Source organism: Haloferax sp. KTX1, from assembly GCF_902410085.1.
GTDB classification, from domain to species: domain Archaea; phylum Halobacteriota; class Halobacteria; order Halobacteriales; family Haloferacaceae; genus Haloferax; species Haloferax massiliensis.
Map to the genome: position 1 here is coordinate 244642 of NZ_CABPRH010000006.1, position 14557 is coordinate 259198.

General features: G+C 61.6%; 8 protein-coding genes and 1 pseudogene. 6 read left to right on the forward strand and 3 right to left on the reverse strand.

The window, feature by feature from the left end:
• Positions 1–28: 28 nt before the first annotated feature.
• Positions 29–2275 (reverse strand): RND family transporter, encoded by a 2247-nt coding sequence (locus FY251_RS12015; RefSeq protein WP_148415080.1) that lies wholly within the window; start codon positions 2273–2275, stop codon positions 29–31.
• A gap of 28 nt (positions 2276–2303) precedes the next feature.
• Positions 2304–3863: a COG1361 S-layer family protein gene (locus tag FY251_RS12020; RefSeq protein WP_148415103.1), complete on the reverse strand. Its 1560-nt coding sequence runs from the start codon at positions 3861–3863 to the stop codon at positions 2304–2306.
• Between the two features lie 394 nt (positions 3864–4257).
• On the opposite strand from FY251_RS12020, the gene FY251_RS12025 reads away from it, so the two are divergent.
• The 4 genes from FY251_RS12025 to FY251_RS12040 all read left to right on the forward strand — a co-directional run bounded on the left by FY251_RS12025 (position 4258) and on the right by FY251_RS12040 (position 10637).
• Positions 4258–7320 (forward strand): right-handed parallel beta-helix repeat-containing protein, encoded by a 3063-nt coding sequence (locus FY251_RS12025; protein WP_148415081.1) that lies wholly within the window; start codon positions 4258–4260, stop codon positions 7318–7320.
• Between the two features lie 308 nt (positions 7321–7628).
• Complete coding sequence (locus FY251_RS12030) at positions 7629–8819, forward strand: hypothetical protein (protein WP_148415082.1); 1191 nt, start codon at positions 7629–7631, stop codon at positions 8817–8819.
• A gap of 1 nt (position 8820) precedes the next feature.
• Complete coding sequence (locus tag FY251_RS12035) at positions 8821–9498, forward strand: ABC transporter ATP-binding protein (RefSeq protein ID WP_148415083.1); 678 nt, start codon at positions 8821–8823, stop codon at positions 9496–9498.
• Positions 9495–10637 (forward strand): ABC transporter permease, encoded by a 1143-nt coding sequence (locus FY251_RS12040; RefSeq protein ID WP_148415084.1) that lies wholly within the window; start codon positions 9495–9497, stop codon positions 10635–10637. Before FY251_RS12035 ends, FY251_RS12040 begins: the two co-directional genes overlap by 4 nt.
• A 30-nt stretch (positions 10638–10667) precedes the next feature.
• Here FY251_RS12040 and FY251_RS12045 read toward each other — a convergent pair whose 3' ends face one another.
• Positions 10668–11468, reverse strand: a complete 801-nt coding sequence (locus tag FY251_RS12045; RefSeq protein ID WP_148415085.1) for a UbiA family prenyltransferase — start codon at positions 11466–11468, stop codon at positions 10668–10670.
• Between the two features lie 469 nt (positions 11469–11937).
• On the opposite strand from FY251_RS12045, the gene FY251_RS12050 reads away from it, so the two are divergent.
• Both FY251_RS12050 and FY251_RS12055 read left to right on the forward strand, forming a co-directional pair.
• Positions 11938–13605 (forward strand): histidine kinase N-terminal 7TM domain-containing protein, encoded by a 1668-nt coding sequence (locus tag FY251_RS12050; protein ID WP_148415104.1) that lies wholly within the window; start codon positions 11938–11940, stop codon positions 13603–13605.
• An 839-nt stretch (positions 13606–14444) separates the two neighbouring features.
• Positions 14445–14557, forward strand: a pseudogene (locus tag FY251_RS12055) (IS630 family transposase); the annotation flags it as partial.

Genomic DNA, 14557 nt, shown 5'->3' on the forward strand with positions numbered 1-14557 from the left:
CTACGCTGAACGGTTTGGGGGAGGTGTGTTACGAGGACCGGGCAGTAGCCACGCGCTCGGCGATCGAGTCCAAGAGGACGAGCGTCGGGGGGAGTGTCGCCAGCGACGCGATGAGGGTCAGGAACACGACGCCGACGGTCAGGAAGCCGAACCCGCTGAGAATCGGGAACGGCGACAACACCAGCGCCGAAAAGCCGAACACGGTCGTCATTCCCGACACGCTGATCGCCTTTCCGACCCGAGTGGCTGCGGTCTGAACGGCATCGAGTCGACTGACGCCCGCCTGCTGCTTCTCTTGGTAGTATCGGTCCATCACGATGATGGTGTACTCCGCACCGATCCCGACAGTCATCGCCCCGAGACTCGCACCGAGTGGCGAAACCGGGATGTTCAGCAGATACATGTAGATGTTCTGCCAGCCGATGACGAACACCATCGGGATGAGCGGCGCAACAGCCTTCACCAGATTGCGATAGTACAGGAGGAGCAGGACGAACACGAACAGGACTCCCAGTCCGGTCGTCACGTTTCGTGAGTTGATCTGCTCCACGATGGAGGGCGTCGCAATCGCGGCGGTTCCCGTGATGTCCGCCGTCACTCCGGGCGGCGGACTACTGTACGCGATCGACTCGCGCGTGTTCTCAAGGAACGAGAGGGCCTGCTGGGTGGTCATATCCTGTGCGGAGTAGACCATGATGTGCGCACGCCCATCGTTGTAATACTGGAGTTTCTGTCTCTCGGGGATGGTTTCGAGCACGCGCTTGACGCCACTCTCGGTTTGGGGGATTTGGCCCCCGTTGTGCTGTTTAATCAGCGTCGCTGGCGAATCGACGCCTTGTACCAGCGGGGCCTGTGTTGCGATGTGCTCGAAGTCAAGCATCCACTGCAATGTTGTCGGGTGTTTGAGATTCGTACCGGTCACGAGCACGTCGTAACTCGTGCTCGAACCGCCCCCGGCGACAGAGCGGAACTGTTGGAGGTCGGTGTACGCGGGGAGGTCCTGCGGGATGAACCCTTCCGTATCCGCGAGCGTGTCGAGTGACCCGCCGGCCTGAAAGCCCACGAGAGCGATCAGCAGCGCGATGCTGAGGACGAGCACTGGATGACTCGCGAGCGTCCGCGCCGAACGGCCGAGCAGTTCTCCAACGAGGCCGACGCGATCTGAGTCGCCTTGGGACTGCGTCGCCGTGGCCGTCGTCGGAGCGTCGTCTTCGGTCGGCGTTTCGTCCGTTGAGTCCCCCCGCCGGCGAACCCAGAGGGTGAGAAGCGGGAGGAGAACGAGGATCCCCGCGACGAAGGTGAGAAGCACGCCGAAGATCGAGGTCTGGGCGAACCAGATAATCGACGGCGACGACGTCGACACCCACGTCGCTCCGAACCCTAGGGCGGCGGCGAGCATAGCGACGAAGACCGGTGGGCCGATCCCACCGAGCGCTTGCGGAAGCGCTTCGCGCGGCGGATGGTTTTCGAGTTCTTCCTCGTACCGCTCGTGGAACTGCACGGAGTAGTCGATGCCCAGCCCGATCAAGATGGGGAAGACCGCGCTGGTCATTGTCGAGTTGGGGACTCCAGCGTATCCGATCGCTCCGAACGTGTAGATGACGCCGACGAAGACGGCGACAATCGGGAGGAGACGAAGGCGGACGCCGCGGAACAGGAAGAACAGCGCCACGACCATGAGCCCGATCGCGAGGCCGAGTAACTGCTGTGTGCTCTGCTGGATGAGCGTCGAAAGCTGTGCAGAGAACGCGGCACTGCCGGTGACGGTTACCGTCGTCCCGGCGGGGAACTCCGCCCAGTCAGTCGCTTCTACGGCCTGCGTGTAGATGGGGCGTTCGTCCTGTTGAGAGAGCCCCGTATCGAAGACGATCTGGACGACCGTGTAGTCCGGTGATCCGATAACGCTCCGAATTTTCGCCTCCGAATCGGGGATTCGGCCGTACTCTTGGCGGACCTGATCTGCCGGACTCGTTACGGTCTGGACGTTCGCCTTCGTCGACATCTGCCGGTCGACGCGGTCGATCGCGTGGAGTGTCTGCGGTTCCGAAATATCCCCCCGTACGAGAACGGCAATGCTGCCTCGATCAAACGATTCCGTAAACGCGTCGAACGTTGGGTTGTCCGCAACGAATGCAGCGTCGCCAGTAACGCTCGTGATCTGCGCAGCACCGCCGAACGCGGTGAATATCAGCAGGACTGCGAGGAGCAGCACTGCGACTGGTCGCTGTTGGACCTGTCTTCCGACCGTGCTGAATACCTCGCGTAGCTTATCCATGGTTACTCCTTGTCCCGTCCATAATCCGTCATCGACGGCGGTAGACGACGGCTATCGCTCCGACCCCGAGGAGTGCGAGAACACCGATGACCGACATCGGAATCGGGAGTCCACCGCTCGACGGGGACAGGGCAATGCCGACCGGCAGGCCGTCAGTGTATTTCGTGTCGCCGTCGGCCTCGTCGTACCGGACCTCGACCGAGGCGTCGTAGGCTTTGACGGTCGCTTCTGAGCCGGCGCTGACGGTGAACGTCGCCGTTTTGGTCTCACCCGGCTGCATCTCGCCGAGATACGCACCGTCGTCGGACGTCGAAATCGGGTCGCTCACGAAGAGCTTGGCGTTCGCCGCCGAGATCGGCTCTTCACCGTTGTACTGCACCTCGACATCCACTGTCTCGGTTGTCCCCGGCGAGACGGCCGTACTGACGTTCACGACCGTGAACGGGTCCTGTTCCGCCCCGATCGAGATCGACTTGCGAATCGGCGACGACGTCGTTCTCACGTCGCCGTCTTGGTTCTCGTATTCGACGATGAACGGGAACGTGTTCGTCCCCGGCTCGGCGCTCGCCGGAATCGAGACGGTAAAGGAGACCGGCTGGGACTCGCCCGGTCCGAGGTCACCGATTGCGGACTCGCCGTTCGTCGGCGTCACAACGGCCGTGTCACCGATACGGACGGCGACGTTGCTCACGGAGCCGCTGCCCGTGTTCACGACCTGCGCGTTGATCTTCGCCTCTCCCTCGTCGACTCTGAAGCGTTTCGTCTCGATGTCTCTGATCTCGAACGTTCGCTCGGGGTTGACCGTGACTCCGGTCGTCAGCGTATCCGAGGTCTCGGTGACTCCGTTTTGGTTCTCGTACGACACGGCGAGGTTGACGGGGTACGACCCGGCTTGGGTCTCGGCCGCCGCACCGACTTGGACAGCGAGGTTCGCCCGTTCACCCGGCTGGAGCGACGGAACGTACAGGCTCGTCGACGACTGCGGGTTCTGCATCGTTCCGAAGAAAATCGTCGGCGACTGCGTCGTGAGTTGGACCGACGACGACGTGGCGGTTCGCGTCCCCGTGTTTTCGAGGGTGAACGAGAGCTTGCCGGTGTCCCCGGCGAACACCGCGTTGTTGTCGTCGTTCACGACCTCGAACTGCGGGCGGTCTTCGACTTCGACCGTCACCGACTTCTCTCTCGTGACTGTCCGCCACTCGTATTCCGGGCCATCGACGCCGCCGTACGTGACCATCCGGACGTACTTGTACTGTACTTCGACGGGAATCTCGTAGGTTCCCGGCTCGGCGGCACCGATCTCGATGTTGAAATCGAAGCGGCCGGTTCCCGAGTCCGGGATTGCGCCCGCCGTCACGGTCCCCGTTTTCACGTCGATCGGCGCGTCGATCTGCTCTTCGAGAACCTTCATCTGGACGCTCTGCGCAGTCTGGACCTCCTGTTCGTACTGCGCCGGTCCGCCCTGTTCGAGCCGTCCGTTGTTACTCGCGACGATCGACAGCGTGGCGGATTCGCTTGACCTGTACGTGTTGTCCGACACGCTTAGCGAGAGTTCCGGGTTGCCGTACACCGAACTGTCGGCCGACACCGGGACCGCCGCGATTGACGTTACTACTAGCACACAAAGGAGTATCGCTGATTTGTTCCGTACCATCGTAGTGACCTTTTAACTGTTTAACTGCCTATTCGTCGGTCGAGTAACCGAGTCTTCGCTGTCTCCGACGTTCGATTTCACATCTGAGAGGTGATTCATTGAGGCGTAAAACTCTATCGAACGGTCGTTCTATAAGATTTATTTTGTATATCGCTAGATACTAATAGGCGCAGTATCGGTATCGACTCCGAGCCGGCGACGTGTAACTCAGCGAAGGCGAAAGCTAAATCCCTGTCGTGACCTATCGGAGTGTAAGACAAACGTGGTGACTAACAAGCTGACTCCGTGGGCCGTGGCGCTCGTCGTCGTCTGTACGCTTCTCACACCCATGTCAAGCGTATCGGCCGTGGCGGCACCGTCCGGAGTCACGTTCGTCGAGTCACCGATCCAGTCGGACACGACGTGGACCGAAGACGGCGGCCCCTATCGACTCATTCGGGACGTCGCTGTCGAGTCCGGCGCGACGCTCACCATCCGGCCCGGAACGGAGGTCCAACTCGCAGAGGGCGTCTCGCTGACGGTCCGGGGGTCGTTGCACGCGACCGGGACTGGAACACGGCCGGTCCTTATCACGCAGAGTGCGAGTTCCGGGGATCTCAGATGGGAGACGATTCGATACAACGGCTCGGAGTCCTCGACGCTCTCCTTACGCAATACGACGTTACAGGGCGGTCGAAGCGGGATCACGACCACGAGCGGCGAGGGGTCAGTCACCGTCACCGATTCGCGGCTGCAAAACTTCGCCGATGCCGGGCTCTCCGCTAACGGCACGACGACGCCCCCGGTGACGATAACGCGGTCGACGTTCTCCGAGATCGGCGGCCACGCCATCCGCGCGAGCCCGTCGATCGGGGCCGTCGAGGAGATCGAACTCGACTCGACGGACCGACGCCGGAACCGGACCGCACGGCACACGCTCACACTCGCCCCCGGCGTCGGCGTCTCGATGGAGACGATTCGACTCCGGTATCCGAGCGCACGGTCGGTGAGAAACGTCGGGGCCGAGTCGCTCGGTCGCATCGGCCTCGACACCGACAGCGATGGGGAAATCGACCAGTCGTTCGACGACGCCGTCTCGGACGTGTCGGTCAGCGGGCGTCACGTGGAGATTTCGCTCTCGAAATCGGAGTATATTTCGAGTCGAGACCGACTCGTCGTCGAGTTCGACGGGGTCGTGAACCCGCGGACGCGGGGGGTGTACCCGGTCGGGGTCAGTCTGCTCGACCGCCGGGTCCCGCAGCTATCGGACGGGGTCCACGCGATGTACGTCGTCGGAGCGGAGACGACGCCGTTCGCGTACGCGCCGCCGACCGACCTCACGCGCGTCCGCGGGATCACCGTCCACGACTCCGAGTTCGATGCGATCGACGGCGCGGGGCTGTTCGCCGACGCGGATATCGTCACCGGCATCCGGGTCAGCGACAGTCGGTTCGCCGACGTGCGGGGAGACGGTGTGGCGATACGGGCCGCCCAGAGCGAAGGCAGCTTCCGCGGCAATCGGTTGCACGCAGGCGACGCGGGCATCCACATCGAGACGCGGGCACAGACGACGCTGGTCGCGACCGACAACCGGATTTCGCGGTCGACGACGGGGATTCGCGTTCGGCAGTCAGAACGGCGAGACCGTGGAGTCACGCGAGTGACGCTCCGCGGGAACGAGTTGGTCGACAACGACCGCAACGGGCTCGAAATCCAGTCCGAAACGAGCGAGGGCGAACTGTGGCTCACGGACAACGTGATCAGCGAAAACGGCCAACACGGGGTCGCGCTCTCCAATTGGGCTATCAAGAGCGGTCGAGTGAGTGATAACCGCGTCCTCAACAACAGTCGCGCCGGAATCGCGATCAACAGCCACGTGGTTCGAAACGTCACGCTGTCACGGAATCGGATCGCTGAGAACGGCGGCGACGGGGTCGACTTATCCGTGCACGCGTTAGCCCGTGACCTCGTCGCGACCGACAACACGATCGCCGATAACCGCGGCCACGCACTGGCGGTGCGGTCGGACCTCCTTGTCCACCGGGTCACCGTCGCTGGGAACCGCCTCGCTAACAACGGTGGTGCCGGGGTCCTCGTCTCCAGTCCCCTAACTCACAGCGGGACACTCAACGTGTCGGACAACGTCATCGCTGCGAACGGCTACGGACTCGTGGCTCGCGGCACGCTGAACGCGACGGTTCGGAACAACGATATCGTGTTCAACACGAACTCGCACGTCCGGCCACCGCCGGTCGCCGGTGTCGACCCCGGTACCGGCATCTACATCGCCGAGGGGTCCCGCGGTGCGATTCTCGACCAGAGCGACGTCGACGCTCCGTTCGCGGAGCTCGTTGCGAACCCGCAACTGCGACAACAGATAGAAATCGCAACGCTCTGGGACGATACGGTCGCCGTCCTTCGCACCGACGGCGTGAGTCACACCCGGTCGACGGCCGAGGGTGCGGTCGATATCCGCCGCGTCGACGACACGCTGCCGACAGGCGTCGAACTCTCGTACGGCGGGGCGGACGCCGACAGCTACCGAATCGCTAACAACGACATCTACGGCCACGACACCGGGATGGAGATTAACATCTCCCGGCTCGTCACGACGAACGCGACGGCGCGTATCGTCACCGATTCGATACGGACCGTCAACGCGGAGTCGAACTACTGGGGGGCCGCCAGCGGGCCGTATCACTCTTCTATCCTCCCGGAAGGCGACGGCGACGAAATCACGATAACCAACGGCTGGGTCGACTTCATCCCGGTCGCGGACGCCCCGATGGGTCAGCGTTACCGACGGCCGACCCCGCGGCTCAGTGCGCCGTCGACGGCGGCCCCGGGGAGTCGAATCCAGCTCTCGGGGGCCGAAAGCACCGTGGAGACCGGGTCGGTCTCGGAGTACCATTTCGTCGTTAACGGGACGGGCTACACGACACGGGAGCGCGCCGGACTCGGCGTCCGCATGCCGAACGAGACGCTAACGGTCACACTCGCCGTCGAAGACGACCTCGGAATCGACAGCAACGAGTCCGCGACGGCGTGGATTCGCCCGGGACCCGCGGCCGCCTCGGAGTCGGCGAGTTCCACCGAGACCGCCGCGGCCCTGCCCGAGCGTGAGCCGGGGGCAACCTCCGGGACCGGACTGCTCTCCGCGTGGGGCATCCTCGGCGGTGGCTGTTTCTTTGCCGCGCTCTTCTTCGGCGGGTATGGAATGGTCCGGACGGTTCGAAGCCAGCCCGTTCCGATGCGCGGGTTGTTCGTCCAGCTACTCGCCGGGCTCGGGATTCTGGTCTGGCTCGTCGCCGGCGTCGTCGGGTCGAACCGGCTCATGCTCGTCGCCGGCGTCGCCGGGATACTCTGGGCCGGACTCACCGCCACCGCGTATCTCGTCGCGACTCGGACCTGATATCTCGTCGGGGACATCCGTTCGGTCTTCTGTCTTTTCGCCTAGGCGTCGACGGCGTGTTGAGACCGCCGCACGGGTGTCAGAACCGTCGACTGCGGCGGCATGTCTAGAGGATTTGGGTCTAAGTAGTGAAAAGACTCATTTATTCTTGGCTCACTGATTTGTTCTGTAGAAATGGAGCGACGCAACCAGATGGTCCCACTGATCGATCGGCCCTCCAAGAGACAGACACCGGTGACGCGGTCGGTTCGGCTCCGAGGACGAACCGACAGCGGTCGCCAAACGAGCGCGGCGTCCGGGTCGGGCGTATGACGGGCGGACGCGGCGTTCGGCCCGCTATCGCGGCGACAGTCACGCTGTTGGCCGTCACGAGCGTACTCGTCGGGGGGATTTCGGCGGTGAGCGCACAGTCGGGGCAAATCGTAGTTAACTCGACGACCGTCGAGCCGGATGATCCATACGTCGGTGAGTCAGTCACGGTCAGAGCGACCGTTTCGAACTTCGAGAGTAGTTCCGGCGGCGTGGACCTCAAAGAGGTCACCCTCCGGTCGGGTGGTCGCATCGTCGCCGAAGCGAACAACCTCGGAACGCTCGGCCCGGGTGGGTCAGTCGACGTGCCGCTGTCAACCACGTTCACGAGCACAGGGCAAAAACAGCTCAGCGTCCACGTCTCCGGCCGCCACGAAAACGGGAACGTCGTTAACGTAGAGTACCCGGTCATCGTGACGGTCGAAGAACGAGACGTTCGGGCCGGTCTCTCGGTGGGTGACCAGACGAACGATACCATCGAAGTGGAGCTGACAAATTACGGAAATACGGACCTCTCGGAGGTCGAAATCGTCGCGTCGGTGAACGACTCCGAGGTCGCCCGGAAATACACCGCGGACCTCGACCCGGACACGAACCGCTCTGTCGTGTTTGACACCGCAGACCTGAGCGACCAAGTCGTGCAGTTCACCGCGACGTACGTCGTTGACGGAGAGACGTACACGAGCTCGCTGTCGGAGGAGATAGACGACGAGTCGGTTCCCGGCGAGATCCAACTGACGAGCATCGAGACGACGCGAAGCGCCGGAACCGTCACGATACAGGGCGACGCCGCGAACGTCGGGAACACGGACGCGAGCTCGGTCTTACTGACCGTCAAGGAGACGGCAAACGTGTCCCACGGCTCGCCGTCCGGCGGCTATTTCGTCGGGCGCGTAGAGGCCAGCGAGTTCGCCACGTTCGACGTGACCGCACAGCTCAGCGGCGAGCCGACGTCCGTCCCCATCGAGGTGTCCTACATCGTCGACGGCGACCGCGTGACGACGACACAGCAGGTGCCACTCGATGCGAGCGGCACCGCGCCTGTCGCCGGCGGTCCCCAGTCCGATCAGGGCCCGGGTTCGAACGAGTCGTCGTCAGGTGGGTCCCAGCTTCCGCTGCCCATCATCGGGGGCGTTCTGGTGGTCGTCGTAGTCGGTGGGGTTGGCATCTATCGCTGGCGCCAGCACTAGCATGAGTGTCATTGAACTCACTGACGTCGTGAAACGCTACCAGAACGGCGAGGAGGTCATCGCCGCGCTCGACCACGTCGACTTTCACGCCGAACGCGGTGAGATGGTGACGATCATCGGCCCGTCTGGGTCTGGCAAAAGTACCATGCTGAACATGATCGGGTTACTCGACACGCCGACAGAGGGGACGGTCCATCTCGACGGTCGCAACGTGACCGACTTCTCCGAGGACGAACTGACCGAAGAGCGGCGGTCCGGAATCGGGTTCGTGTTTCAGGACTTCCACCTGTTGCCGATGCTGACCGCGACCGAAAACGTCGAGCTCCCCTCGATGTGGGACACCTCGGTCGACCGGCACGACCGCGCCCAAGACCTCCTCCAGCGGGTGGGTCTCGGTGACCGACTCGGCCACAGACCAGACCAGCTGTCGGGGGGACAGCGACAGCGCGTCGCCATCGCGCGGGCGCTGATCAACGAGCCGGACATCCTCCTCGCCGACGAGCCGACGGGGAACCTCGACCAGGACACCGGAGAGACGATTCTGAGCGAGCTGACTCGGTTAAAAGAGGACGAAAACGTCGCGATTGTCGCGGTCACGCACGACGAACAGATGCTGGAGTACACCGACAGCTCCGTTCGGCTCGTCGATGGCGTGGTCAAAGAGGTCGTCGAGAGATGAGCGTCGTCGACCTTCTCTGGCGTTTCCCCAGCGTCCAGATGGCGTGGCGGAACCTCGGCCGGAACAAACTGCGGACGGTGTTGGCCGCCCTCGGTATCATCATCGGCGTGGTCTCCATCTGCTCGCTCGGGATGGCGACAGCCGCGATTCAGCAACAGGCGACGTCGCAACTCGGGAGCATCGGCAACGAGGTGTCGATAACGTCCGGTCAGGACAGCGACACGGACGGGGTGACCGACGACCAGGTCGATACGATGCGGAATCTGGTGACCGACGCGGAGGTGGTCCCCCAGAAGACGAACTCGACGTCGGTCTCGTCGCGAAATGGACGGGAGGTGCGGGTGAGCGTCACCGGGGTGACGAACGCGGCCGCGCTGTACAACCTCACCTCGGGCGAAGCGCCCTCCCGGCTGTTGAGCGGCGCACTGCTCAGCAACAGCACCGCGACCACCCTCGGGATTGAGGAGGGTGACCCCGTCGAATACGACGGCCAACTGTACCGCGTGCAGGGCTTAATCGAGGAAGAAAACGCGTTCGGCTTCGGCGGCGGCGAACTCGTGTTGCCCGAGTCCGCCCTCTCCGAGCAGAACCACTACGACGTCGTGACGATTGTCGCCGCGGATAGCTCGACCGCGACCGAGATCGGCGGGGAGTTAGACCAGTACTTCAACACCGAGGACGAAGAGGAACTCAGCATCAACACGTTCGGCAACGCAGGCCAAGTCGGCGGGTTCTTGGAGACGCTTTCGCTCGCCTTGCTGGCGATCGGCGGCATCTCGCTCGTCGTCGCGAGCGTCGCCATCCTCAACGTGATGTTGATGAGCACGGTCGAACGCCGCGGCGAAATCGGCGTCCTCCGTGCGGTCGGGATTCGGCGTTCCGAAGTGCTTCGGATGATTCTGACGGAGGCCGCCCTGATGGGCGCACTCGGTGGGCTCATCGGCGTGATACTCTCGCTCGCGGCGGGGCTCGCCATCTTCCAGATGATTACAGGAGACCCGCTTGGGGCGTTGCAGTGGAGCGGTGCCCAGTATCTGGTGTACGGGTTCGGCTTCGCCGTCGTCGCGAGCATCCTCAGCGGGGTCTACCCCGCGTGGAAAGCGGCGAACGACCGGCCGGTCGACGCGTTGCGAGGCTGACCCGCCTGCCGCGAGTCGCCGCCCGCGGCCTCACCCGTGGGTGGAGTGCTCCCCCGTCTCAGACGACGTGCTCCGTCTGTGTAGCCGCGTAAGACGGCGGAACACCGAGAGCGCAAGCAAGTAACAGAGAACGAGCCCGGCGACGAACGGCCCGGAAACGACCCAGAACACGACCACGCCGCCCGCCTTGAGGAGTCGGACTAACAGCGACGCCGTTCGGGGACCCAAGTACCCCGCGAGCGTGGTTTTATTGGCGCGTGTGTCGCCGGTGATATCCTGGATATTGCGGGACTCGACCCCGGCGGCGGTGATCAGAAACCACCCGAAGAAGACCGCCACCCCTTCGAGTGAATACTGCTGGTGTGTCGCTGCGACGACCGAAAAGACGGCGACGAACGCCCAAGTGAACCCGACGCCGATGGAATCGAGAGTCGGGTAGCGCTTCAGCCAGCCGTAGCTTCCGAGCACGACGAGGGGAATCTGAGCAAATAGTAAATCGCTGACGTTCGCGGTCGCCGTCTGAAACACCAGCAGACAGACCACTAGCTCGTAGCCGAGTAGCGCGAGTAGTTCCGTTGCGAGTAGCTCCGTCTGGTACCGCCGCACGAGCCTCGTCCGGTGCGGTTGGTTTATCTCGTCTTCGGCCGTCCCCCCTCGTCGGTCTTCGACGTATATGAAATAAAATAGGAGCGGTGCGAGCAGGAGCCCGCCTCCGATCGAGCGGGGATCGACTCCCATCGCGACTCCCGAAATCGCAACCATCGCGGCCGATAGCAGACACAACCAGATGTTCAATTGAAAAAACAGGAATCGAGCGTCTGCCACCCTCATCTCAGCGCGTTCCCCCCCGAGAGCCACCGTTGCGGCAGACCTGTAGTCCGAGCCATTGAAACCAGTCCGTACTGTTCATTTCTCAAAACTATCTCGCCGCTCGTACTATACTTGTTTGGTCACCGCCCCACGACTGAAGTCGTGGGCTCGGCCGTGCGGTCGTTTCCCCTCCGAACGGTCCCAAGCGGTGTCATCGCCGCCGCTCGACTGCCGCGTTCGCCGCAGTCGAACCACCGTCTGAACTGCGGTTCGAACCGAACCGGTGCCCGCACCGAGACCAACTCTGCGAGCGTTTTCGCGAACCCAGCCGCCTCTCTTTCCGCTTTTCGTACTGACGGAACTAGACAACGCCGTCCACGGGGAATTGTGCAATATATTACAGATGCCCCAAAAGAATAATTAGATCGATAATACAGGTATAGAATACGTGCTTGACCGATGGCTCACTCCCGAGATTTCTATCGCTCTGATGTACCTTGGGGTGATCCCATCGGTCGTGAACTGTCAGCTTCTCTGGCAGGAACGTGACAAACCGGGTGTCATCTGGTTCATCCTTTCGATGGCCACCGGGGGTCTGTGGTCGTTACTGTTCGCAACGTTTACGCTCATTCCGGACCCGCAGCTCACGCTCGCGGTTGCGAATTTCTTCTGGGTAATGATTCCCACCGCCGCAGTGACGCTTTTCTTACTCGCCTACGAGTTCGTTTTCAAACAAACGGCCTCCAGAACCGCCGTTTATGCGTTGTTCACCCCAATCGCGCTCTTATTTATCCTCTCTTGGTTCAATCCGTACGAACTGGTGTTCACGAGTGCGTACTACGTGACCGCGGACGGAATCTTACACTTTCCAATTTTCGACGGCCCCCTGAAGGTTCTCGTGACGAAGATATACGGTTACCTTCTCGTGTTTCTGGCCGCGGGCATGTTCGTCGGAGAGCTGCTTCGGACGAACGGCATGCAGCGTCGACAGACAGTCTATCTCTTGGTCGTGTTCTCGATGCTCGTCGGCTCAACGCTCGTTAAGGTCGCGGGGCTCGTCCCGATCTATTTCGACCCTACGTCCGTCCTGTACTCGTGTTCCGGACTCTTCTTTGCGTATTCGATTCGGGAACACGGGTTACTGAAATTCGTACCCGTCGCTCGCGAGCAGACGTTCGAAGAGATTACCGACCCCATCTTCGTGGTCAACGCCGCCGGCTACATCGTCGATGCGAATCAAGCCGGGGTCCGACTGTCAGAACAGAGTCTCGTCGGAACCAACATCGAGGAATTCATCTGTGGCTCCACGGTGTCTGCGGACGCGCAAGGCTCCGGCGTCGTCAAATTAGAGATACCCGGCGGAACGCGGACGTTCTCGATTGAAACATCGGAGATCATCTACGGTCGGGGAGTGACCGGGGAAATCGTCGTGTTGAGCGACATCACGGCCCTCAAGGAGCGCGAAGAGGAATTAGACCTCCTCAAGCAGGTTCTTTCGCGTATCTTCCGACATAACATTCGAAACGACCTCAACGTGATTGCGGGGTTCGCGGCCATCATTCGAGACTCGACGAGTGGTGAGACCGCCCAGTCGGCAGATCGCATCCATACGCGCGCCATGAAAGTCGTCGAACAGGCGGCGAAAGCGAGGAAGATAGAAACGGTGCTGTCGTATACCGAGACGGATCAACGCCCGCTCGACGAGTATCTATCCAAGGTCAAACAAAGCGTCTCGGCCGAGTGGCTGACGCACGTCTCGTTTGACGTCGATGACGTCGTCGTTGACGCGCATCCTCGGTTCGATCTCGCACTCGCTGAGCTAATCGAGAACGCCGTCTCTCACCACGCCGGCGACGACCCGATCACCGTGCGCGTCACGACGGACCTCTCTCCGACAGCGGCGACGATCATCGTCGAGGATAACGGTCCGGGTTTACCACCGTCTGAATTCGCCGTGTTAGAGGCCGGGGAAGAAACGGATCTGGAGCACGGCTCCGGAATCGGCCTGTGGTTAGTGTACTGGATCGTCTCCCGTTCGAACGGGACGCTTAGTGTCCGGGCGACCGAGTCCGGCACGCAAGTCCGAATCCGACTGAACCGAGCGGATCCGGCCGCTGACGGCGGAGACTCGCCCGCGACTGACGACGGTCGCAGATGACGATATCTCCGACCGGCACGTCGGAACTGACAGCAGAAGAGAGTCGCGTACCGTGCGTACGGTCGCCAGACACAACCTGCGTCACACAGGCTACGCTCCGGTACGACACTCTCACGCCGTATCGGTTCGATTCGGCGGCCCCACTGGGGTTCCGCAGTCAGACAAGGACGCACTACGATATTATTCCTGTTGGTGTGACAGAACACCGCATGCTTCTCCGACGACGGGCGCGGGCACCGAGACCCACAGTCCGTTCGAGACGCATCGGCCGTGGCGCAGCGTATATTGTATATTTTATACTTTTCTTAGGACAACTACGATTCAACACACATTCTAAATATACGGACTGTATATTCCCGACATGACCACGTAGACACGAAACGTATCGATAACATACTGTTTTATCTCATTCATTCAACTAATCTCGAATTACAAGGTTAAAACAATAACAATGTCTTTGAATATAACAGATTTCATCTGCAAGTAATAGTACGATAACTTACCAACTCGCCTTATAGTAAATTTGTTGCTACTATAGATGTGGACGATATATCCACGATCTCACCCGTTGCGGTACGCGATATGTGATGGGTCCTCGTTCAGACCGGTTCCGAAACCAGCGCGGTTCTGGTCGGTGACCGAGGGTACGAGCCGTGTGAGAGCACCGCTCGACGTCGCGCGTCGCGCCGTGGTCGGCCGTTCGTGGAACGACGCCCCGCGAGCCAACTCGTTACAGATTCAGAACCGTCATCGGTACCTCTCCCTTTGAGGCGAAGTGCATCTGCTTGCTACTATAGTAATCGTTAGAACTTTTTACTCAAAATCTCTTGCAAGAGATAATGAACCATCTTGACGAGATTTCCGTCGAGGAATTGCAAGACGCTCTCGACAACGTGGACGGAAAGAAGCCGACACAACGGCTCTTAGCAGCTATCGCGTACAAGAACGGTGT